The sequence below is a fragment of the Demequina pelophila genome (assembly GCF_000971175.1).
In the GTDB taxonomy this organism is placed as follows: Bacteria; Actinomycetota; Actinomycetes; order Actinomycetales; family Demequinaceae; genus Demequina; species Demequina pelophila.
On sequence record NZ_BBLY01000004.1, the window covers coordinates 403,824 to 425,289 of the forward strand.

Below are 21,466 nucleotides of genomic sequence, written 5' to 3' on the forward strand. Positions count from 1 at the left end.
CTGCTTCCTCATAGCCTCGCCCCCACCACGGCGAGCAGCCGCTCCCGGCACCACTCGGGCCGGAGGGTGATGTCACTCCAGCCGAAGCCCACGGTGGCGTAGCCGGCCGCTGCGAGGTTGGTTCGCCGGGCACGGTCCTTGTCGAGGGCGGCGCGCGTCGAGTGATAGCGGTTGCCATCGAGTTCCACCGCGATCCTCGCGCGCCGGTGCAGCATGTCGGGCGTGACCCGGCCCGACGGAAGCATCAGCGGCACCTGCCACTCGAACTCGCGGAACCGCGCTCCCGTGAAGGTCTCGTGCTTCGCCCGCACCTCGAGCGGCGAGGTCGCGCCCTCCGCGAACCAGCCCAGCACTCGTTCGAGGTCGCGGCGCCCGGGCAACCGGGACGTGCGATCGAGTTCGGCGCGCACCTGACGCCACGTGCACGCGCGCGCCCAGAGCGCCTCCCACAGGATGCTGCGACGGCCGCTCGGCGGGGCGTACCTCCACGCGTCGAGCAGCGCACGAGGCATGGGCGAGGTGAACACCCCTCTCGCCATGATGCGGGAGTGGAGCGGGCCTGTCTGGTGCAGTCGAACCCACGGCGGTACGTCGAGGCGGCGGCCGTGGGGGACGACGAAATCGAGCCGATCCGGCGGAGGCAGCGCCGGCGCGTACAGGTGAAGCGCGCCCGCGCCCGTGACCGCGCCGGCGGGTTGCCACAGGCCGAGTGCCTCGGCGAGCACCAGCACATTCTCCGAGTGGGCCGTGCCGCAGTAGACCCCGGTGAGCAGGCGAGTCGCGGCGCCACCCTCGATGGCGTGGTCGAGCTGGCGCCGTGACCACCGATGGACGAGCTCGTCTCGCCCGTACGCATGGGCATTGGTCTCGAGGAACTCGGCGATCCGCGTGGGCGCGTAGCCGGGGCTGGGGTCGGGCGCGGGGTCGGGATCGGGGCCGGGCGATAGGAGCATGAGCCCAGGCAACAACCGCCGTACCTCAGTCCGCAGCGCACGTGGCGCGGTCTGTGGACGGACGGCGCTCGCGCGGGGCTGTGCACGCCGGCTCCGGGCGCGGACGGGAGGGGCCAGCCGCCGACGGCTGCGCCTCATCAGGTGCTCAGTGCCCGAATCGAGTGATTCTGGGCGCTGAGCACCTCCCGGGGCGTACCGGTACCCGGGGCCGGGCGCATCGGTGCGGGCCGGGCGGGCCGGCCGGGTCGGCGCGGGACCGCGAGCCTGGGGCCTCCCGCACCCGGCGTCCCGGGTGCGGGGGACTTAGGCTGGTGCGCGGACCATCCACCCTGCTTTGGAGACGATCATGACCCTCACCCGCGCCGAGCTGGCCCAGTACGTCGACCACACCCTGCTCAAGCCCGAGTCCACCCCCGCGGACGTCGAGGCCGTCATCGCGGAGGGCGCCGAGCTGGGCGTCTTCTCCGTGTGCGTGTCGCCCTCGATGCTGCCCGTGACCACCCCCGAGGGCGTCGCGGTCGCCACCGTGTGCGGCTTCCCGTCGGGCAAGCACCAGTCCGCCATCAAGGCCGCCGAGGCCGCGCTGTCGATCGAGCAGGGCGCCGACGAGGTCGACATGGTGATCGACGTCGCCGCCGCGCTCGCGGGCGACTTCGATGCCGTCCAGGCCGACATCGCGGCCGTGCGCGCCGCGGTGCCCGCCGGCAAGATCCTCAAGGTCATCATCGAGTCCGCGGCGCTCACCGACGAGGCGATCGTGGGCGCGTGCCGCGCCTCCGAGGCCGCGGGCGCGGACTTCGTCAAGACCTCGACCGGCTTCCACCCGGCCGGCGGCGCCTCGGTCGAGGCCGTGCGCCTCATGCGCGAGACCGTGGGCGACCGCCTGGGCGTCAAGGCCTCGGGCGGCATCCGTACGTGGGACGCCGCGGTCGCGATGATTGAGGCCGGCGCGTCGCGCCTGGGCCTGTCGGGCACGGCCGCTGTGCTCGACGGCTCGGAGGCCACCGGCTCGTACTGAGTCTCAGCGGCGCGCTCCCGCCGCCCCGCCGCCCCGCCGCTGCGCCCAAGTTGCGCTCCACGAGGTGCTCAGTGCCCAAAACCAGTCGAAATGGGCACTGAGCACCTCCTGGGGCGTTCGCGGCGGCGGCTGGCGCGCGCGGCGGCTGCTGAGGCGCGCGGGCTGAGACCGGGGCGCGCTGGGAGGTGCTGGGCGCGCGCGGCGGCGGCTGAGGCGCGCGGGCCGCCGCCGCCGCGCGCCGGTCGGCTAGATCCCCAGCGCCCGCTCGACGTCCTTGCGCAGCGCCGCCATCGTGGCGGTGGCCTCGAGCCGCGCCTCGTAGACGTCGCCCTCCACGGGGACGATGACCTCGAGGTACGCCTTGACCTTCGGCTCCGTGCCGGAGGGCCGCACGATCACCCGCGCGCCTGACTCCGCCGCGAGGTGCAGGCCCGTGGTGCCGGGCAGCCCGCGGAAGCCCTGCGACATGTCGTCGGTCGCGACCACCGGCGAGCCCGCGAGGGTCTCCGGGGGAGCGGACATGAGCCGGTTCATGGTCTCCGGGATGAGCGCCAGGTCCGCGTACCGGGCCGACACCTGCGAGGTGAGGTACACGCCGTACTCGCGCGCCAGGTCGTCGATCGCGTCCGCGAGCGTCCGCCCCGCCTCCTTGAGCTCCGCCACGAAGTCCGCCAGCAGCAGCGCCGCGGAGATGCCGTCCTTGTCGCGCACCAGTTGGGGCGCCACGCAGTAGCCCAGCGCCTCCTCGTAGCCGAACACCAGGTCCTTCGCGCGCCCGATCCACTTGAATCCGGTGAGCGTGTTCGCGTGCGACAGGCCATGACGGGCCGCGATCGCGGCGAGCTGCTGCGACGACACGATCGAGTTGGCCAGCACCTGCACCTGGTTGGGCACGCGGTCCGCGGCGCACCGCTCGGCGACGCGCTCGCCCAGCAGCGAGCCCACCACGTCGCCGTGCAGCATGGTCCACGCGCCGTCGACGACCGTGGCGACCGCGCAGCGGTCCGCGTCGGGGTCGTTCGCGATCACCACGTCCGCGCGCACGGAGCGCGCGAGCTCGAGCGACAGGTCGATCGCGCCCTTCTCCTCCGGGTTGGGGAAGTCGACGGTGGGGAAGTCGGGGTCGGGCTGCGCCTGCTCCGGCACCGTGTGGAGGTCGGTGAAGCCGGCGGCGCGCAGCGCGCGCTCGACCGTCTCGCCGCCCACGCCGTGCAGGGGAGTGAGGACGATGCGCGTGGCGGCCCGGCGGGCGGCCACGGCCTCGGCCTCGGTGGCCTCGGCGTCGGCGGACGAGTCGACCTCGCCGGCGGACGAGTCGACCTCGCCGGCCGACGAGCCGGCCTCGCCATCCTGCGCACCCGCCGCGGGCACGAGCGCCGCGACCTGCGCCACGTACTCGTCGATCACGCCCTCGCCCAGCACGGTCCAGCCCTCGTCCGCGCGCTCCACGGAGGCGACGGACGGGACGGCCGCGATGTGCGCGGCGATCTCCGCGTCGTAGGGCGGCACGATCTGCGCGCCCTGGCCCTCGTCGCCCACGATGCGTCCGCCCAGGTAGACCTTGTAGCCGTTGTCCTGGGGCGGGTTGTGGGAGGCGGTGACCATGACGCCGGCGTCGGCGTCGAGGAAGCGCGTCGCGAACGCGAGCACCGGCGTGGGCAGGGTGCGGGGCAGCAGCAGCGCCTCGTGGCCCGCGGCCGTCATGACCGCCGCGGTGTCGAGCGCGAACTCGCGCGAGCCGTGGCGCGCGTCGTAGCCGATGGCCACGCGGCCCGGTCCCTCGACGCCCTCGGCGGCCAGCGCATCGGTCATGTAGCGCGCCAGCCCGGCGGCCGCGCGGATGACCACGGCGCGGTTCATCCGGTTGGGGCCCGCCCCGATCCGGCCGCGCAGGCCCGCGGTGCCGAACTCGAGCGTGCCGCGGAAGCGGTCCGCGAGGTCCTCGAGGGCCTCCGGCACGCCGGTCGCGGCGGCGTCGATGACGGCGCGCAGCTCGTCGCGGGTGGCGTCGTCAGGGTCGTCGGCCAGCCAGGCCTGGGCCCGCGAGATCAGCTCGGTGGGCATGTCACATCCCCTTCACGATCGCGGCGAGCAGCGCGGAGATGCGCGGGCCGGCGTCGCGGCCGGCGTCGAGCACCTCCTGGTGGTCCAGCGTGTCGCCGCCGATGCCCGCGGCCAGGTTGGTGACCAGCGACAGGCCCAGGATCTCGAGCCCGACCTCGCGGGCGGCGATCGCCTCGAGCACGGTCGACATGCCCACGAGGTTGGCGCCCAGCACGGCCGCCATCCGCACCTCGGCGGGCGTCTCGTACTGCGGGCCGGTGAACTGCGCGTACACGCCGTCCGGCAGCGAGCCGTCGATCGAGAGGGCGAGCTCGCGCAGGCGCGGCGAGTAGACGCGCGACATGTCGACGAAGGTCGCGCCCTCGAGCGGGGTCTGGCCGGTGAGGTTGATGTGGTCGTCGAGCAGCACCACGGAGCCGGGGCCCACCTCGGGGCGGGTCGAGCCGCAGCCGTTGGTGAGCACCAGCTGGGTGCAGCCCGCGGCGGCGGCCATGCGGATCGCGTGCGCGACCTTGCCCGCGTCGCGCACCTGGTAGTAGTGCTGGCGGGCGCCCAGCACCAGCACGCGCTTGCCGGTGGGGGAGAGCAGCGAGCGGAACACCGGATGGTGGCCGGGGACCACGTGGGCGTCGAAGCCCGGGATGTCGGTGGCGTCCACGCGGGCCACCTCGTCGCCGATCAGGTCGGCCGCGCCGCCCCAGCCGGAGCCCAGGACCAGCGCGATGTCGTGCTTCTCGACGCCGGTGGCGGCGCCCAGGATGGCGGCGGCCTCGGCCGCGTACTCGTGTGCGTGAGTCATGCTCCGAGCCTAACCGCGCGCCGTCCCGGTGCCTCGGGCAGGGCGGCCCCTTTCCTGCGGTTAGATGGGGTCATGTCCCCACGCATCGTCATCGTCGGCGGCGGGCCGGGCGGCTACGAGGCCGCCCTGGTGGCCGCGAAGGCCGGCGCCTCCGTCACCCTGATCGAGCGCCACGGGCTGGGGGGCAACGCGGTCCTCACCGACGTGGTGCCGTCCAAGACCGTCATCGCGACCGCCGAGCTGCTCACCATCGCGGAACGCGCCCCGGAGCTCGGGGTGCGGCGCGCGGACGGCGGCCCGCTCGCCGACGACCTCACGGTGGACATGGGCGCCGTCAACGCCCGCGTGCGGGCGCTGGTGAGCCGCCAGAGCGAGGACATCGCCGCGCGGCTCGAGCGCGACGGCGTGCGCGTGGTCGCCGGGGCGGCGCGGCTCGCGTCGCCCTCCCGGGTGGTGGTGGACGATGCGGGGGAGACGTTGGCCTTCGACGCCGACGCGATCCTGCTGGCCGTGGGCGCCCGCCCGCGCATCGTCCCCGGATGCGAGCCGGACGGCGAGCGGGTGCTCACCTGGACCCAGCTGTACGACCTCGAGGAGCTGCCCGAGCACCTCGTGGTGGTGGGCTCGGGCGTGACCGGAGCCGAGTTCGCCGGCGCCTACCGGCTGCTGGGCTCCGCGGTGACGCTGGTCGCCTCGCGCGACCGGGTGCTGTCGCGCGAGGACCCCGACGCGTCCGAGCACCTGACGGAGGTGTTCCGGCGCCGGGGCATGACGCTCGTCGGCGGCCGTGCCGCGCGGGTCGAGCGCGTGGGCGACGGCGTGGAGGTGACGCTCGAGGACGGCACGGTCGTCGCGGGCAGCCACTGCCTGATGGCGGTGGGCTCGGTGCCGAACACCTCGGACCTGGGGCTCGAGGAGGCGGGCGTCGAGGTCGACGAGCGCGGGCTCATCCGCGTCGACCGGGTGTCCCGCACCACCGCGCGCGGCGTGTACGCGGCCGGCGACTGCACGGGCGTGCTGCCGCTGGCGAGCGTCGCGGCCACCCAGGGCCGCATCGCGATGGCGCACGTGCTGGGCGACGCGGTCACCCCGCTGGACCTGTCGCTGGTCGCCTCGAACGTGTTCACCGCGCCGGAGATCGCGTCCGTGGGCGCCTCGGAGGCGGAGCTCGAGGAGCGCGGGCTGTTCTACCGGGTGTCTCGGCTGGACCTCGCGGGCAACCCCCGCGCCAAGATGCTGGGCATCGACGAGGGCTTCGTGAAGATCTTCGGCCACACCGTCACCGGCCAGGTGTTCGGGGCCGTGGTGGTGGGCCCGCGGGCGAGCGAGCACATCTACCCGCTGTCGCTCGCGGTCGCGCATCACCTCACGGTGGACGATGTGGCGGCCGCCTTCACGGTCTACCCCTCGCTCAGCGGCACGGTCTCCGAGGCGGCGCGGCGCCTGCACTTCATGGACCGGTAGCGCGGCCGCCCGACGAGGCCGCAGGGACGCACCGGCCCGCGCGGCCTACTCGGCGTCGACGATCTCGCAGATGAGCGTGCCGGCGGAGACGCCGCCGCCCACGGCGGCGGCCAGCGCCTTCACCGTGCCGGCGCGGTGCGCGACCAGCGGCTGCTCCATCTTCATGGCCTCGAGCACCACGATCAGCTCGCCCTCGGCGACCACGGCGCCCTCCTCGACCGCGACCTTGACGATGGTGCCCTGCATGGGGGACGCGAGGGCCGTGCCGTTGGCGGCGCGCGCGGGTCCGGACGAGGACCGGCGCATCGGCCGCCTGCCCGCCTGGCGCGCTCCCGCGCGGCCAGCCTGGGCGAGCGACGCGGGCAGCACCACCTCGAGGCGCTTGCCGCCCACCTCGACCACGACGCGCTCGGTGGCGGGGGCCTCCTCGGCGGGTTCGGCCGGAGCCGGGGCGGCGTCGGCCGAACCCAGCGCGGCCACCGCATCGGCGAACCCGGTCTCGATCCACGTGGTGTAGACGCCGAACCCGTCCGTCGCGGTGAACTCCGGGGCGTCGAGGACCGCGCGGTGGAACGGCAGCACGGTCGGGATGCCCTCGACCTTCATCTCCGCGAGCGCGCGGCGCGCACGGGCGAGCGCCTGGTCGCGGGTCGCGCCGGTGACGATCACCTTGGCGATCATCGAGTCGAACGCGCCGGACACCGTGTCGCCCTCGCGCACGCCGGCGTCGACGCGCACGCCGGGGCCGGAGGGGAAGTGCAGCGTCGCGAGGCGGCCGGGCGCGGGCATGAAGCCGCGCGCGGGGTCCTCGCCGTTGATGCGGAACTCGAGGGAGTGGCCGCGCACCTCGGGGCGCAGGTCCGCGATGGACTCGCCGGCCGCGACGCGGAACTGCTCGAGCACCAGGTCCACGCCGGTGACCTCCTCGGTCACGGGGTGCTCGACCTGGAGGCGCGTGTTGACCTCGAGGAAGCTGATGGTGCCGTCCGCGCCCACCAGGAACTCGCACGTCCCGGCGCCCTGGTAGTGAGCCTCGCGCAGGATCGCCTCCGACGCGGCCACGAGGCGCGCGTTCTGCTCGTCGGTGAGGAACGGCGCGGGCGCCTCCTCGACCAGCTTCTGGTGACGGCGCTGCAGCGAGCAGTCGCGGGTGGAGACCACCGCGACGTTGCCGTGCGCGTCGGCCAGGCACTGGGTCTCGACGTGTCGGGGGCGGTCGAGGAAGCGCTCGACGAAGCACTCGCCGCGGCCGAACGCGGCGACCGCCTCGCGGGTCGCCGAGTCGAAAAGCTCCGGGATCTCCTCAAGAGTGCGGGCGACCTTGAGGCCGCGGCCGCCGCCGCCGAACGCCGCCTTGATGGCGACCGGGAGGCCGTGCTCGCGCGCGAAGGCGACCACCTCGTCGGACGATGCGACGGGGTCCGGGGTGCCGGGCACCAGCGGGGCGCCGGCGCGCTGGGCGATGTGGCGGGCGCTCACCTTGTCGCCCAGGCCGTCGATCGCCTCGGGGGAGGGGCCGATCCACGTGAGGCCCGCGTCGATGACGGCGCGCGCGAAGTCGGAGTTCTCGGCCAGGAAGCCGTAGCCGGGGTGGACCGCCTGGGCGCCGGAGCGGCGCGCGGCGTCGATGATCTTCGCGATGTCGAGGTACGTCTCCCGCGCGGTCGCGCCGCCGAGCGCGTACGCCTCGTCGGCCAGGGCCACATGCGGGGCGTGGCGGTCGGGGTCGGCGTACACGGCGATGGACCGCAGGCCCGCGTCGGCGCAGGCGCGGACGATGCGGACCGCGATCTCGCCGCGGTTGGCGACGAGCACGGAGGAGAAGGCAGTCACCCGGAAACCGTAGCGCGCGTACCGGGCCCTTCCGTGGCGCCCCGGGCGGCGCCGCGCAAGTTTGGGCGTGGCGATAAGGCCGATGCGGGGCGTTTGTGGGGAACGACAACGCCCGAGGGGTTTTGCGCGCCTTGCCCCGCCGGGCTTGTGAGCCGCCTACAAACAGGCGCTCAGCCGCGGAGCTCGTGGAAGGGCACCTCGAGCTCGAGGAGCAGGGTGCGCAGCAGCGGCAGGCTCACGCCGACCACGCCGTGGTAGTCGCCCTCGATCGCCTCGACGTAGGGGCCGCCCAGGCCGTCCACCGTGAACGCGCCGGCGACGCGCAGCGGCTCGCCGGTGGCCACGTACGCCTCGATCTCCGCGTCCGAGAGGTCCGCGAAGCGCACCACGGTCGAGGAGGTGGCGCCCAGCGTGGCCCCCGTGCCCGCTTCGCGGTCGTCGACCAGCCAGTGGCCGGTGTGGAGCACTCCCTGGCGGCCGCGCATCGAGCGCCACCGCTGGATCGCGACGTGCGCGTCCGCGGGCTTGCCCATCACCTCGCCGTCGAGCTCGAGCATCGAGTCGCAGCCCAGCACGATCGCGTCGGTGTCCCACTCCCCGGCCACGTCCTCGGCCTTGGCCCGCGCGAGGGCGAGCACCGCATCGGCCGGGGTCAGGTCGCCCCATCCCGCGGCGAGGTGCGTCTCCCGCGTGGAGGCGAGAACCGCGTCCTCGTCGACCTCGGAGACGATCACCTCGGGGTCGACACCCGCGGAGCGCAGGGTCGACAGGCGGGCGGGGGAGGCGGAGGCGAGCACGAGCGCGACGGGCATGACGCGAGCCTATCCCCGGCTCGGCGGCGGGCCGTGACGCATGCGGGGGCGCCGCGCGGCGCGGGCCGCCCACGATAGGGTGTGGCGTCACGATGCGAAATGGGGTGTCCATGGACGGGCGCGATGAGCTGCTCGACGCGGCCTGCGAGGACCTGCTGCGCTACCTGCGCCGGTCGATGCCGCGCCAGACCGAGCGCGTGGCGGGCGAGGGCCTCACCCTCCACCAGTTCCGCGCGCTCATCATCGTGTACTCGGACGAGGGCTGCACCACGACGGATCTCGCGGACGCGGTGGACGTCCACCCGTCGGTGGCGACCGGCATCGTCCAGCGGCTCGTGACGCGCGGCTTCTTCCGCCGCGTCGAGGACCCCGAGGACCGGCGCATCCGCCGCCTCTACCTGACCGACGAGGGCCGGGCGCTGGCCGAGGAGGTCGCGGGCACCGCGCGGGCGACGCGCCGTCGCCAGCTCGAGGTGCTCGACGACGCGCAGCTCGCTCAGCTGCGCACGATCCTCGCGACGCTCGTCGACGGCGTCGAGCAGGAGCGCGCCGAGCGCCGCGAGAGCGTCTGACGCGCCGCGGCGCGGCACAGCACGGCCGGACGCCGCGCGGCCGGACACCGCACGGCCTAGCGCGGCACCGCGCGGCTCAGCGCGAGAAGGGGCAGCCCGCGCAGCCGGGCTTCGAGGCGGGCACGCACGTGCCGCAGGCCTCGGCGGGTGCGAGCACCAGCCCCATCCGCGCGGCCTCGTCCGCGACCGCCTGGGCGACGTCGACGCGGATCGCGAGCGTGCGCGCGGCCTGACGGGGGGACTCCCCGGCCGCGAGCCGCTCCATGACCGCGCCGAAGACGCTCACAGCAGTCGACCCACCTGGAACACGGCCGTCGCGAGCACGTACGCGAGGGCGAACTGGGCGCCGGCCGCGCCCGCGGTCCACCGCCATCCATAGAGGCGGCGCTGCTCCGCGAGGGTGGCGAGGCACGGCAGGTAGCCGAGCACGAACACCATGAAGGCGAGCGCCGCGGCGCCCGGGGAGCCGCCGGAGGTCTCCACGAGGGTCGCGCGGATGCGCTCGCCCAGCGTGGTGGCCTCGGCGGAGTCGGACGAGTCGCCCGGGTCCTCGACGGAGTACGCCTGGGCGAGCGCGCCCACGACGACCTCCTTGGCGGCGACGCCGGCCACCAGAGACGAGGCGATGCGCCAGTCGTCGAGGCCCATCGGGGCGAACGCGGGGGCGACGGCCTGCGCGGTGGCGCCGTAGAGCGAGTCCTCGATGGGCACCTCGGTGGGGGCGTGGTCCCCGTGGACCGGGATCGCCTGCAGCACCCACAGCAGCGCCACCGCGGCGAGGATCACGGTGCCGGCCTTGCGCACGAAGGACAGCACGCGGGTCCACACTCCCGCCACGAGCGTGCGCAGGTGCGGCCACTGGTAGTCCGGCAGCGCGATGAGGAGCGGCTCGGGGCGCAGGTCGCGCATCACGGTGCGGCGCGCGACCAGCCCGCCGAGCACCACGAGCGCGATGGACGCGACGTACATGCCGAACACCACCGTGCCCGCGTGGCCGGGGAAGAACGCGTGCGCGAGCAGCAGGTAGACGGTCAGGCGCGCGGTGCACGTGGTGAGCGGCACCAGCAGGCCGGTGAGCAGGCGCTGGCGGGCGTGGGGGAGCACCGCGGTGGCGCTCACGGCCGGCACGTTGCACCCGAAGCCCACGATGAGCGGCAGCATCGCGCGGCCGTCGAGGCCGATCGCGCGCATCGCGCGGTCGGTCACCACCGCGACGCGGGCGAGATACCCCGAGGACTCGAGGATGGTGACGGACGCGAAGATGAGCGCCATGAGCGGGATGAAGGACAGCACGGTCGCGACGCCCGCGAGCAGGCCACCGGTCGCGAACGAGCCGACCCACGCGGGCGCGCCCAGCGAGGCGAGCCCCGCCGCGACGGACTCCGCCACGGGGCCGTCGATGAGCCCGGCGGCCGCGTCCATGAGGGGGGTCGCCACGACGGTGGTGAGCTGCAGCACCGCCCACACGACCGCGAGGAACGCCGGCACGCCGGCCCAGGGGTTGAGGAGTACCCGATCGACGCGATCGGTGAGGGTGTGACGGTGCTCGTCGACCGGGAGCGCGGCGTCCGCGACGCGCTCGACCCAGTCGAACAGGTCCTGCGCGTGGGCGAGGTTGTCCTCGAGGTCCGCGTCGGGGGCCGGCGGCGGGACGTCGACCACGTGCGTCGGGCGGTGCAGGGCGTTCGCGACGGCCTCGGCCAGCCCGTCGAGTCCGGCGCGCGAGCGGCCGTTGACGGCCACGACCGGCACGCCGAGCGAGGCGCGGAGCGCCTCGACGTCGGGGGCCTGGCCGCGCGAGGCGGCGAGGTCCGTCATGGTGAGCGCCACGACCACGGGACGTCCGGCGCGGGCCACCTGGCCCAGGACGTACAGCGAGCGGCTCAGCGCGGTCGCGTCGACCACCACGACCGCGAGGTCGTGCGCGTCGTCGCGCACCGCGGAGGCGGCCACCTGCTCGTCGGGGGAGCGGGCGATGAGCGAATAGGTGCCGGGCAGGTCCACCAGGGTGACCGGCGCATCGGCCGGGGTCCACGTGCCCTCCATGAGCTCGACCGTGGTGCCGGGTGCGTTGACCACGTGCTGGCGCGAGCCGGTGAGCGCGTTGAAGAGCGTCGACTTGCCCACGTTGGGGTTGCCGACCAGCAGGACCGATGCGGTGCGCGTCGCGGTGGTCATGCCGCCTCTACCTCGATGTGGCGGGAGGTGGTCGCGTCGATCGCGAGGCGCGCGGCGCCGATGGCGACGATGCGCGCGCCGGCCGCGCCGACCCCGGCGAGGCGGATGCGGGCGCCCGGGCGCAGGCCCATCTCGCGCAATCGGAGGGCGACGGTGGACTCGGCGCTGATCGCGCGGACGCGGGCCACGGTGCCCGCGGTGCAGTCGGAGAGGTTCACCCGACCATCGTATTTGTGGAAGGTGAGCCTTGCCTAATGCGGAAGGTCCCGGCTCCCGCGGTCGCGCAGGATCTCGCCGAACGCCTTCCACGTGGCGGGCAGCTCCCGGACGTAACCGATCGCGGTGTGGCGCCGCGCGAGCACGTCGGGGAATGTGCCCTGGACCTCGAGCCCCGTGGAGCGGCACAGCCACATCGCGCGCGGCACGTGGAACTCCTGGGAGCACACGATGACGGAATGCAGGCCGCGCTCGCGCGCGTTGAGGGCCGAGGCGCGGGTGTCGTGGCCCGAGCGGTCGAGCACCAGGGCCTCCTCGGGCACGCCCAGCTCGCGGGCGGTGCGTGCCATCGCCGCCGTCTCGTCGAGGCCCTCGCGGTTGCTGCCCGCGCCCGTGAGCACCAGCAGGGGCACCAGGCCGCGGTGGTACAGGGCTGCGCCCGCCTCGACGCGCTGACGCAGGAAGCGGGACGGGCGGCCGTCGGGCCACACCCGGGCGCCCAGCACGAGCGCCGCGTCGGCCGGACGGAAGGCGTCGCTGTCGACGTGGTGACGCGAGCCGTGCGACCGCAGGCGCGCATAGGCCTGCGGCGCGGCCGCGGCGGCGGCCAGGACCCTCAGCGCGCGGCTCATCGCAGCGAGTGACGCCAGGCGGCGTCGCCCCGGTCGAGCGGGAGCGCGGGGCGCGGGCCCTGCATCGTCCGGCTGCGATCCATCCACGCGGACGTGGGCGCGGCGGCCCGCTCCGCGTCGGCGCTCGCGGAGGACATGGCGACCACGCCCGCGATGAGCGCGGCGAGCTCGGACTCGTCGGGGGTGCCGCGCACCACCCGCACGCCGGCGGGGAGCGACCCGCGCACGCCGTTCGCCGCGTCGCTCACAGCGGGATGTTCCCGTGCTTCTTGGGCGGCATCGACGCGCGCTTGGTGCGCAGCGCCCGCAGCGCGCGCACGACCTCGGCGCGGGTCTGCGACGGCTCGATCACCGCGTCGACGTAGCCGCGATCGGCGGCGTCGTAGGGGTTGACGATCTGCTCCTCGTACTCGTCGACCAGGCGCGCGCGCTCGGCCTCGACGTCCTCGCCCCGTTCGGCCGCGTCCGCCAGCGTGCGGCGGTGGAGGATGTTGACGGCGCCGGACGCCCCCATCACCGCGACCTGCGCGGTGGGCCAGGCGAGGTTGACGTCCGCGCCCAGCTGCTTCGAGGCCATGACGATGTAGGCGCCGCCGTAGGCCTTGCGGGTGATGACGGTGACGAGCGGGACGGTCGCCTCGGCGTACGCGTAGATGAGCTTGGCCCCGCGGCGGATGATGCCCTGGTGCTCCTGGCTCACGCCCGGCAGGAAGCCCGGCACGTCCACGAGCGTGATGACCGGGATGTTGAACGCGTCGCACGTGCGCACGAACCGCGCGGCCTTCTCGGAGGCGTTGATGTCGAGCGTGCCCGCCATCTGCATCGGCTGGTTCGCCACGATGCCCACGGAGTGGCCCTCGACGTGCCCGAAGCCCACCACCACGTTGGGTGCGAACAGCGGCTGGATCTCGAGGAACGCGGCGTCGTCGACGATCGCCTCGATCACGGCGTTCATGTCGTACGGCTGGTTCGCCGAGTCCGGCACCAGCGCGTCGAGCGCGAGGTCCTCATCGGTGGCGGCGAGGTCCGTCTCCGCGTCCCAGCTGGGCGCGTCGGTGAGGTTGTTCTGCGGCAGGTACTGCAGCAGATGCTGGACGTACTCGATCGCGTCGTCCTCGTCCTGCGCGAGGTAGTGGGCCACGCCGGACTTCGCGTTGTGGGCCTGCCCGCCGCCCAGCTCCTCGAACGTCACCTCCTCGCCGGTGACGGACTTGATGACGTCCGGGCCGGTGATGAACATCTGCGACGTCCCGTCGGCCATGACGATGAAGTCGGTGAGCGCGGGGGAGTAGACCGCGCCGCCGGCCGAGGGCCCCAGGATGAGCGAGATCTGCGGGATCACGCCGGATGCGGCCACATTGCGGCGGAAGATCTCCGCGAACTGCGTGAGCGCCGCGACGCCCTCCTGGATGCGCGCGCCGCCGCCGTCGGAGATGCCGATGAGCGGCACGCCCGTGCGCAGCGCGAAGTCCTGGATCTTGGCGATCTTCTGGCCGTGCACCTCGCCCAGCGAGCCGCCGAACACCGTGAAGTCCTGCGAGTAGACGGCCACCTGGCGGCCGTCGATGGTGCCGTAGCCGGTGACCACGCCGTCGCCGTACGGGCGCGACCGGTCGAGGCCGAAGGTGCGCGAGCGGTGCCGGGAGAGACGGTCGAGCTCGGTGAAGGAGCCCTCGTCGAGCAGCTGAGCGATGCGCTCGCGAGCGGTCTTCTTGCCGCGCGCGTGCTGGCGCTCCTGGGCCTTCTCCTCGGGTGCGTCGACGGCCGCCGCCGTGCGGTCGCGCAGCTGCTCCAGCGCCTCTGCCGTGCTCTTCGCGGGCGTCATCGTCGTGCTCGTCTCCCTCGTGTCGACTGGCGGCTAGCCTAGCCCGGTGACCACCCCACCGGCCGATGCGGTCGCCCGCTCGCGCCGTCCGCTCGCCGCCGCGACGCTCGCCGGGCGCGTGCCGTCGCCCCGGGTGGAGGTGCTGGAGAGGTCCCCGTCGACCAACACCCGGCTGCTGGCCGATGCGACGGCGGACCCGGGCGCCTGGCCCCACCTCTCCGTGCTGGTCGCCGACCACCAGACCGCCGGCCGCGGCCGGGCGGGCCGCGGCTGGGTGACGCCGCAGGGCGCGGCCCTCACCGCATCGTTCCTGCTCCGGCCCGACGTCCCGCGCGAGGCGCTGGGCTGGGCGCCGCTGGTCACCGGGCTGGCCGCGGCGCGCGCGCTGCGCCGTCTGGGCGTGGGCGCGTGGCTCAAGTGGCCCAACGACGTGGTGGTCGAGGCGGGCGCCCGCGACATCCCCGGGTGGGGGAGATGGCGCAAGGCCGCGGGCATCCTGTGCGAGGTGGCGGGGGACGATGCGGTGGTCGCCGGGGTGGGCATCAACGTGTCGCAGGCGGCGGGAGAGCTGCCCGTGCCGCACGCCGCGTCGCTCGCGACGCTGGGCGCGACGGCGCTGGACCGAGGCGCGCTGCTGTCCCTGCTCGCGGCGGAGGTGCGCGACGCGGTGGCGCGGTGGCAGGCCGGGGGAGACGTGCGCGGCGAGGTCGAGGCGGTCACCGCGACCCTCGGATGGGACGTCGCGGTGGACGTGCCCGGAGGGGCGCCGGTCGTGGGCCGGGCGGCGCGTCTGACCCCCGACGGCGCGCTGGTGGTGACCGGCGCGCGTGGCGGGGAGCGCATCGTCCTCGCGGGCGACGTGCGCGTGCGGCGAGGCTGACCGCCAGAACCGTTTCACTGCCAGGCCATTCCCGCGGGCGATGACAGTTCGTGCGGCGGCGCCGACAGGTTGTGCGCGGGGCGGGACCATTGACACGTGTCTCGCAATGATGTGTCCGTCGGTGCCACATCGTGGCGGTGCCGGTGTTTGTACAACGCAGTCCGAACAACATCTGACACGGGTCGGCCCGTCACCCCACTCGCACTTCGCCCTCTGCGGTGCTGTGCGCGGGGGCGGAGGGCCGGCGCGCGCTCAGCAAGGAGTCATAGTGAGTACCAAATCGGCTAAGAAGCCGCCGATGTCCAACAAGAAATACCTGTCCATCTGGATCCCGATCACGGCCTTCCTCACCATCCTCGTGGTGGGCGGCAACATGGCCCTGAGCGTCTGGGGCGGCTGGGTCAACACCGTCCTGGGTGACGGCACCTACGAGATCACCCCCGCCGAGGGCACCGAGGACTGGGACACCGACTACAACAAGTCGTCCTACGACTCGTACGACGACCTCAAGGCGGACGCCGACGTCGTCATCCAGAAGCTCGTCTCCGAGGGCGCGGTCCTCGCGAAGAACGAGGGCGCGTCGCTGCCGCTGACCTCGGGCGCGAAGATCACGATGCTCGGCCGCACCTCGGCCGACCCGGTCTACGGTGGCGCGGGCTCGTCCTCGATGGACAACTCGGCCAACGTCAACGCGTACGAGGGCCTGGCCTCGGCCGGCTTCGACATCAACGACACCGCGTACGCGATGTTCGAGAAGTTCGCGACCGACCACGCCGACCCGAACGGCGAGTTCGGCCGCGGCTACATCACCATGGACGACCCGTCGACTGCCACCTACGGCATCGGCGAGATGCCCGTCGAGATGTACTCCGACGAGGTCACCGCCTCGTTCTCCGAGTACTCCGACGCGGCCGTCGTGGTCATCGGCCGTCCGGCCGGTGAGGGCGGCGACCTGACCCAGGACATGATCAACGTGGTCAACACCGCCGGCGTCGACTCGCGTGCGCTCGAGGGTGAGCACCAGCTGCAGCTCAACCAGGACGAGCGCGACATGATCGAGCTCGCCAAGGCGAACTTCGACAACGTCGTGGTCCTGGTCAACGCCTCGACCTCGATGGAGCTGGGCGACCTGCACGACGACGCGGACATCGACTCGATCGTCCTCATGGGCGGCCCCGGTGCCACCGGTTACCACGCGATCGGCCAGCTCCTCGTGGGTGCGACCAACTTCTCCGGTCACACCACGGACCTGTGGGCGCGCGACTTCTCGGCCGACCCGACCTTCGTCAACTTCGGCCACTTCCAGTACGACAACGTGAACTCGCCCACCGGCGTCGGCACGTTCGTCCAGTACGAGGAGGGCATCTACTTCGGCTACCGCTACTACGAGACCGCTGCGGTCGAGGGCTTCATCGACTACGACGAGGCCGTCGTGTACCCGTTCGGCTACGGCCTGTCGTACACCGACTTCTCCTGGGAGATCGCCGGCCACGACTTCGGTGGCGTCGACGGCGAGATCTCCGTGGACGTGACCGTCACCAACACCGGTGACGTCGCGGGCAAGGACGTCGTCCAGCTGTACTACTCGGCCCCCTACACCCCGGGCGGCATCGAGAAGGCCCACGTCGTGCTCGGTGACTTCGCCAAGACCGGCGAGCTCGCCCCCGGCGCCTCGGAGACCGTCACCGTGACGTTCGCCGTCGAGGACATGGCCTCGTACGACTACAAGAACGAGAAGGCGTACGTGCTCGACTCGGGCGAGTACCAGATCCTGGTTCAGCAGGACTCGCACCACCTCGCGGAGGGCGTTGAGGCGCTCACCTACGAGGTCGACGACACGATCGTGTTCTCGGGCGACAACACCCGCGCCACGGACGAGCAGCCCGTCACCAACCTCTTCGACGACGTGAACGTCATGTTCACCGACGTCGCCGAGGAGGGCAAGGCTCTCAACATGACGCGTGCCGACTTCGCCGGCACCTTCCCGACCGCTCCCGAGGGCGCGGACTTCGTCGCCACCGACGAGATCGTCGCGGACTTCGAGCGCTTCGACTCGGCCGCTGCCGCGGCCGCGTTCGAGGGCGAGATGCCCGTCACCGGTGCGGACGGCGGCCTCCAGCTGGTCAACCTCCGTGGTCTCGACTACAACGACCCGCTGTGGGACGAGCTGCTCGACCAGCTCACCGTCGAGGAGATGACCTCGGTCATCCTCAACGGCGCGTACAACACCGCCGCGATCGAGTCCATCGCGAAGCCCGCGACCGTCGACCTCGACGGCCCGCTCGGCTTCTCGTCGTGGCTGAACGACTTCTACAACGGCGTGCCCTACCCCACGCCGTACCTCATCGCGCAGACCTGGAACGTCGACCTGCTGGTCGAGCAGGGCGAGATGCTGGGCGAGGAGTCGCTCTTCCTGGGCAACAACGGCTGGTACGCACCGGGCGTCAACATCCACCGCTCGCCCTTCGCGGGCCGTAACTTCGAGTACTACTCGGAGGACCCGTACCTCTCGGGCGTGCTCGCCCGCGAGGTGTCGAACGGCACCATGAGCAAGGGTCTGTACACCTTCATCAAGCACTACGCCGTGAACGACCAGGAGACCAACCGCGTCGCCAACGGTGTCGCCACCTGGGCGAACGAGCAGGCCATGCGCGAGATCTACCTCAAGGCCTTCGAGATCCCCGTCAAGGAGGTCGTCGGCGAGGTTCCCTTCATCGCGGATGAGGACGGCACCTGGGCCACCGCCGAGGTGGGTCAGACCGCCATCATGAGCTCCTTCAACCGCGTGGGCTCCGTGTGGGCCGGCGGCTCGATCCCGCTCATGGACACCGTCCTGCGCGGCGAGTGGGGCTTCGAGGGTGAGGTCATCACCGACTTCAACGCGAACGAGTACATGTACCCGGACATGGCCGTCGAGGCCGGCTCGGACATCATGCTCACGTTCGAGCCCTGGAAGCAGCTCGATGACGTGAGCTCGGCCTGGGCGGTCACGAACCTGCGCGAGTCGATCCACAACATCCTGTACGCGACGGTGAACTCCAACGCCATGAACGGGATCGCGCCGAACTCGACGGTCACGATCATCGCTCCGGAGTGGCACCTGTACCGCTGGATCATCACCGCGGCGCTGAGCCTCGGCATCGTCGGCCTCGTCGGCATGATCGTCGTGCGCGTCCGTCGCCACGGCTCGTCGGTGCCGGTCGCCGAGGTGACCGAGTCCGACGCCCCGAAGGCGCCGGCCGGCGTCTGACGGTCCTGAGGAGGGGTGGCGGGCCGGCCTCGGCCGTCCCGCACCCGCCTCGGGGAGTCTCTGAGGCCCCGCCTCTTCACCCCACCTTGGGAGTGCAGAGGCGGGGCCTTTGCTTGTTCTTGATTCATCCTTTTTGGTCCCGCGCGCCCCAAAGGTCACGGCCGGATAACGGACATCCCGGGCCGCGACAGAGTATGCACACCAGGTGACAGGTTGTGCCGCCTCCGGCCGCACCGGCTGCGCCCGTTGGTGTGATGAGACCCGGCGCACACACCCCCGCCGCCACCGTGCCAACGACGACCCGGACGATGACTCGGACGACGACGTTCACGGCGACTGAGGGGGATGCGTGTTGTCCGACATCACACACGCTCGAGGGTCTTCACCGGCATCGCTGCCAGCGGTGGCCCTCGGGGGGCATCCCGCCCGGGACCGCCCGGAACAGGAATGAGGAGACCTTGTTGAAGAACAAGAAGTCGATGGGCGCGCTGGCGTTCGTCGGGCTCGCAGCGATGACGCTCGCGGGCTGCACGGGACAGAGCGAGACCGAGGAGACCACGTCGGCCGGCGCCCCGCAGGAGCAGCCGACCGACGCCTACGTGACCCACGAGGCCACCGACGGCAAGACCACCTTCACCGTGGTCACCAACCCGGGCGACGGCCCGGTCCTCTCGTACGGCGCTGACAGCGATGTCACGCTGCTCGAGGAGGAGATCGACGGTGCGACCTACGCGTTCAAGGACATGAACGGCAACGGCGAGCTGGACGTCTGGGAGGACTGGCGCGTCGAGGCCACCGAGCGTGCCGCGGACCTCGCGTCGCAGATGTCGATCGAGCAGATCGCGGGCCTGATGCTCTTCAGCTCGCACGAGTCGTCGCCGCAGGACGGACTCACCGACAACCAGAAGACCTACCTGTCGGAGTCGCACCTTCGCGCGGTCCTCAACGCGGCCGGCTCGGACGCCGAGCCCACCGTCAAGTGGGTCAACGAGATGCAGGCCTACGTCGAGTCCCTCGCGACCGACGACGCCGTGTACGTGCCCGTCAACTTCGCCTCGGACCCGCGCTCGACCGCCGGCTCCGGCGGCTACAACGCCGCGGGCGAGGACATCTCGCGCTGGCCCTCCAACCTGGGTCTCGCGTCGACCTTCAACGTCGAGCACACCGAGAACTTCGCGGAGATGGCCTCGGCCGAGTACCGCGCGCTGGGCATCACCACCGCGCTGTCGCCGCAGGTCGAGCTCGCGACCGAGCCCCGCTGGCTGCGCGTGGGCGGCACCTTCGGTGAGGACCTCGACCAGGCCACCGAGCTCACCCAGGCCTACACCGATGGCTTCCAGGGCTCCGGCGGCACGGACGAGTGGGGCTCGGAGTCCGTCAACGGCATGATCAAGCACTGGGCCGGCGACGGCCCGGGCGAGGGCGGCCGCGAGGGCCACACCTACGTGGGCAAGTACGGCGTCTACCCGGGCGACAACTTCGACGAGCACCCCGAGGTCTTCCTCGGCGCGCTCAACTCGTCGGCCGTCATGACCGCGTACTCGATCGCCCTCGACGGCGACGGTGAGCCGCTCTTCACCGACCGCACCGGCACGGCGTACGACGCCGACCGCATGGCGATCCTCCGTGAGGAGAACAACTACGACGGCGTCATCGTCACGGACTGGGGCGTCATGAGCGGCTCCAACGACGAGGGTGCCTTCTTCGGCATGGCGTGGGGCGCGGAGGACCTGACCCCCGCCGAGCGCTACGTCAAGGTGCTGGGCACCGGCCACGACATGTTCGGTGGCGTCAACGACGCGACCTACATCCTCGAGGCCGCCGAGCTCTGGCAGGACCTCTACGAGGCCGGCGACCTCGAGATCGACGCGGAGACCCGCTTCCAGGAGTCGGGCGCCCGCATCCTCTCGATGTTCTTCAACCCGGGCCTGTACGAGAACGCGTTCCTCGACCTCGACAACTCGCTCGAGGTGCTCGCGTCCGAGGACAAGGTTGCCGCCGGCTACGCGGCGCAGCTCGACTCGATCGTCATGCTGAAGAACGACGGCGAGACGATCGCCGCCGGCGAGGCCGGCGACTGGTCGGACAAGACGGTCTACATCCCGCAGTCGTACGACCTCGGCATGCCCGGCCTGTTCGGCCCCGGCACCTACACCCACGGCCCGACCATCGACATCGAGACCGCCGAGCAGTTCTTCGCCGCCGTGGTCACCGACGAGGTCGAGCTGGACGAGAACGACCAGGTCGTCTCGTACACCGCCCCCGACCTGTCCGACGTGGACCTCGTCCTGGTCGGCATGGACTCGCCGTACAACGGCGACATCTTCAGCGCCTCGGGCCACGACTCGGAGACCGACGAGTGGTACCCCTTCTCGCTCCAGTACCGTCCGTACACCGCTGACGGCGAGAACGTCCGCCAGGTGTCGATCTCGGGTGACATCCTCGAGGACGGCACCAAGGAGAACCGCTCCTACTTCGGCAACACCTCGCGGATCTCGAACGAGGCCGACCTCGACGCGTTCGAGCGCGCCGTGGACGCCGTCGAGGCGTCGGGCAAGGACATCCCGGTGATCACCGCCCTCAAGGCGATCAACCCGGTCGTCCCGGCCGAGTTCGAGGCCGACTCCGACGCGATCCTGGTCAGCTTCGGCACCAACGACCAGGCGATCATCGAGGTCGCGCTGGGTCTGCACGAGCCGGCCGGCCGCCTGCCGATCCAGTTCCCCGCCGACATGGACACCGTCGAGGCGCAGTTCGAGGACGTCGCCAAGGACATGACCCCGTACACCGACGCCAACGGCAACGCGTACGACTACGGCTTCGGCCTCAACTACTCCGGCCCCATCGCCGGCTGAAGCGCCCCGTGACCCGGGTGGCGGGCGGCAGCGCCTCCCGCCACCCGGGCACCCCGGGCCGGATCCCCGCGATGCGGGTTTCGGCACATCCCCGCCTTACCATTGCCGCCGGACA

At 72.6% G+C, this 21,466-nt stretch carries 17 protein-coding genes; 6 read left to right on the plus strand and 11 right to left on the minus strand.

All coding sequences use genetic code 11. The features are described from left to right. Positions 1 to 8 precede the first annotated feature (8 nt). On the minus strand, positions 9 to 953 hold the full coding sequence (locus tag AOM03_RS07590) for an endonuclease domain-containing protein (protein WP_062379941.1): 945 nt from the start codon (positions 951 to 953) through the stop codon (positions 9 to 11). Between the two features lie 346 nt (positions 954 to 1,299). Between AOM03_RS07590 and deoC the strand changes: the two genes are divergently transcribed. Then, a complete protein-coding gene (gene deoC, locus AOM03_RS07595; protein ID WP_062379943.1) occupies positions 1,300 to 1,971 on the plus strand; it encodes a deoxyribose-phosphate aldolase in 672 nt (223 codons plus the stop codon). Between the two features lie 246 nt (positions 1,972 to 2,217). Here deoC and AOM03_RS07600 read toward each other — a convergent pair whose 3' ends face one another. Both AOM03_RS07600 and AOM03_RS07605 read right to left on the minus strand, forming a co-directional pair. Further along, on the minus strand, positions 2,218 to 4,035 hold the full coding sequence (locus AOM03_RS07600; RefSeq protein ID WP_062379945.1) for a phospho-sugar mutase: 1,818 nt from the start codon (positions 4,033 to 4,035) through the stop codon (positions 2,218 to 2,220). Between the two features lies 1 nt (position 4,036). Continuing rightward, a complete protein-coding gene (locus AOM03_RS07605) occupies positions 4,037 to 4,834 on the minus strand; it encodes a purine-nucleoside phosphorylase (protein ID WP_062379947.1) in 798 nt (265 codons plus the stop codon). 72 nt (positions 4,835 to 4,906) lie between these two features. Between AOM03_RS07605 and AOM03_RS07610 the strand changes: the two genes are divergently transcribed. Continuing rightward, entirely contained in the window at positions 4,907 to 6,298 is a 1,392-nt protein-coding gene (locus AOM03_RS07610) for an NAD(P)H-quinone dehydrogenase (RefSeq protein WP_062379949.1), read from the plus strand. Positions 6,299 to 6,343: 45 nt separating this feature from the next. Here the strand turns inward: AOM03_RS07610 and AOM03_RS07615 are convergent, their stop codons facing one another. Together AOM03_RS07615 and AOM03_RS07620 are read right to left on the minus strand one after the other, a co-directional pair. Next, the gene (locus tag AOM03_RS07615; RefSeq protein ID WP_156157673.1) at positions 6,344 to 8,131 is read right to left on the minus strand and encodes an acetyl/propionyl/methylcrotonyl-CoA carboxylase subunit alpha; all 1,788 of its coding nucleotides are present in this window, start codon (positions 8,129 to 8,131) and stop codon (positions 6,344 to 6,346) included. 170 nt (positions 8,132 to 8,301) lie between these two features. Further along, positions 8,302 to 8,943 (minus strand): Maf family protein, encoded by a 642-nt coding sequence (locus AOM03_RS07620; protein ID WP_062379951.1) that lies wholly within the window; start codon positions 8,941 to 8,943, stop codon positions 8,302 to 8,304. Between the two features lie 110 nt (positions 8,944 to 9,053). Between AOM03_RS07620 and AOM03_RS07625 the strand changes: the two genes are divergently transcribed. Then, complete coding sequence (locus AOM03_RS07625) at positions 9,054 to 9,515, plus strand: MarR family winged helix-turn-helix transcriptional regulator (protein ID WP_062379953.1); 462 nt, start codon at positions 9,054 to 9,056, stop codon at positions 9,513 to 9,515. Positions 9,516 to 9,591: 76 nt separating this feature from the next. On the opposite strand, the gene AOM03_RS07630 is transcribed toward AOM03_RS07625, so the two are convergent. The 6 genes from AOM03_RS07630 to AOM03_RS07655 are packed head-to-tail and all read right to left on the minus strand — an operon-like array spanning position 9,592 to position 14,366. Then, positions 9,592 to 9,801 carry a hypothetical protein gene (locus AOM03_RS07630; RefSeq protein WP_062379956.1) on the minus strand — a complete coding sequence of 70 codons (210 nt, stop codon included), beginning with the start codon at positions 9,799 to 9,801 and terminating at the stop codon, positions 9,592 to 9,594. Then, positions 9,798 to 11,693 (minus strand): ferrous iron transporter B, encoded by a 1,896-nt coding sequence (gene feoB, locus AOM03_RS07635; RefSeq protein WP_062379958.1) that lies wholly within the window; start codon positions 11,691 to 11,693, stop codon positions 9,798 to 9,800. Before feoB ends, AOM03_RS07630 begins: the two co-directional genes overlap by 4 nt. Then, on the minus strand, positions 11,690 to 11,911 hold the full coding sequence (locus AOM03_RS07640) for a FeoA family protein (protein WP_062379960.1): 222 nt from the start codon (positions 11,909 to 11,911) through the stop codon (positions 11,690 to 11,692). Before AOM03_RS07640 ends, feoB begins: the two co-directional genes overlap by 4 nt. A gap of 33 nt (positions 11,912 to 11,944) precedes the next feature. Beyond that, positions 11,945 to 12,541 carry a SanA/YdcF family protein gene (locus AOM03_RS07645; protein WP_062379962.1) on the minus strand — a complete coding sequence of 199 codons (597 nt, stop codon included), beginning with the start codon at positions 12,539 to 12,541 and terminating at the stop codon, positions 11,945 to 11,947. Continuing rightward, on the minus strand, positions 12,538 to 12,789 hold the full coding sequence (locus AOM03_RS07650) for an acyl-CoA carboxylase subunit epsilon (protein WP_227589928.1): 252 nt from the start codon (positions 12,787 to 12,789) through the stop codon (positions 12,538 to 12,540). Before AOM03_RS07650 ends, AOM03_RS07645 begins: the two co-directional genes overlap by 4 nt. Further along, entirely contained in the window at positions 12,786 to 14,366 is a 1,581-nt protein-coding gene (locus AOM03_RS07655) for an acyl-CoA carboxylase subunit beta (protein WP_062379964.1), read from the minus strand. Before AOM03_RS07655 ends, AOM03_RS07650 begins: the two co-directional genes overlap by 4 nt. A 46-nt stretch (positions 14,367 to 14,412) precedes the next feature. Here AOM03_RS07655 and AOM03_RS07660 point away from each other — a divergent pair, with 46 nt between their 5' ends. The 3 genes from AOM03_RS07660 (at position 14,413) to AOM03_RS07670 (ending at position 21,351) form a co-directional block, all read left to right on the plus strand. Beyond that, the gene (locus tag AOM03_RS07660) at positions 14,413 to 15,246 is read left to right on the plus strand and encodes a biotin--[acetyl-CoA-carboxylase] ligase (protein WP_062379966.1); all 834 of its coding nucleotides are present in this window, start codon (positions 14,413 to 14,415) and stop codon (positions 15,244 to 15,246) included. Positions 15,247 to 15,544: 298 nt separating this feature from the next. Then, entirely contained in the window at positions 15,545 to 18,496 is a 2,952-nt protein-coding gene (locus AOM03_RS07665) for a glycoside hydrolase family 3 C-terminal domain-containing protein (protein ID WP_082092239.1), read from the plus strand. 461 nt (positions 18,497 to 18,957) lie between these two features. Continuing rightward, complete coding sequence (locus tag AOM03_RS07670) at positions 18,958 to 21,351, plus strand: glycoside hydrolase family 3 N-terminal domain-containing protein (RefSeq protein ID WP_227589929.1); 2,394 nt, start codon at positions 18,958 to 18,960, stop codon at positions 21,349 to 21,351. The last annotated feature ends 115 nt before the right edge of the window (positions 21,352 to 21,466 follow it).

What these genes read in the sequence shown, in the direction of transcription:
- AOM03_RS07590 (WP_062379941.1), bottom strand. Translation starts at nt 953, where the DNA reads ATGCTCCTATCGCCCGGCCCCGATCCCGACCCCGCGCCCGACCCCAGC.
- deoC (WP_062379943.1), top strand. Translation starts at nt 1,300, where the DNA reads ATGACCCTCACCCGCGCCGAGCTGGCCCAGTACGTCGACCACACCCTG.
- AOM03_RS07600 (WP_062379945.1), bottom strand. Translation starts at nt 4,035, where the DNA reads ATGCCCACCGAGCTGATCTCGCGGGCCCAGGCCTGGCTGGCCGACGAC.
- AOM03_RS07605 (WP_062379947.1), bottom strand. Translation starts at nt 4,834, where the DNA reads ATGACTCACGCACACGAGTACGCGGCCGAGGCCGCCGCCATCCTGGGC.
- AOM03_RS07610 (WP_062379949.1), top strand. Translation starts at nt 4,907, where the DNA reads ATGTCCCCACGCATCGTCATCGTCGGCGGCGGGCCGGGCGGCTACGAG.
- AOM03_RS07620 (WP_062379951.1), bottom strand. Translation starts at nt 8,943, where the DNA reads ATGCCCGTCGCGCTCGTGCTCGCCTCCGCCTCCCCCGCCCGCCTGTCG.
- AOM03_RS07625 (WP_062379953.1), top strand. Translation starts at nt 9,054, where the DNA reads ATGGACGGGCGCGATGAGCTGCTCGACGCGGCCTGCGAGGACCTGCTG.
- feoB (WP_062379958.1), bottom strand. Translation starts at nt 11,693, where the DNA reads ATGACCACCGCGACGCGCACCGCATCGGTCCTGCTGGTCGGCAACCCC.
- AOM03_RS07645 (WP_062379962.1), bottom strand. Translation starts at nt 12,541, where the DNA reads ATGAGCCGCGCGCTGAGGGTCCTGGCCGCCGCCGCGGCCGCGCCGCAG.
- AOM03_RS07655 (WP_062379964.1), bottom strand. Translation starts at nt 14,366, where the DNA reads ATGACGCCCGCGAAGAGCACGGCAGAGGCGCTGGAGCAGCTGCGCGAC.
- AOM03_RS07665 (WP_082092239.1), top strand. Translation starts at nt 15,545, where the DNA reads ATGTCCAACAAGAAATACCTGTCCATCTGGATCCCGATCACGGCCTTC.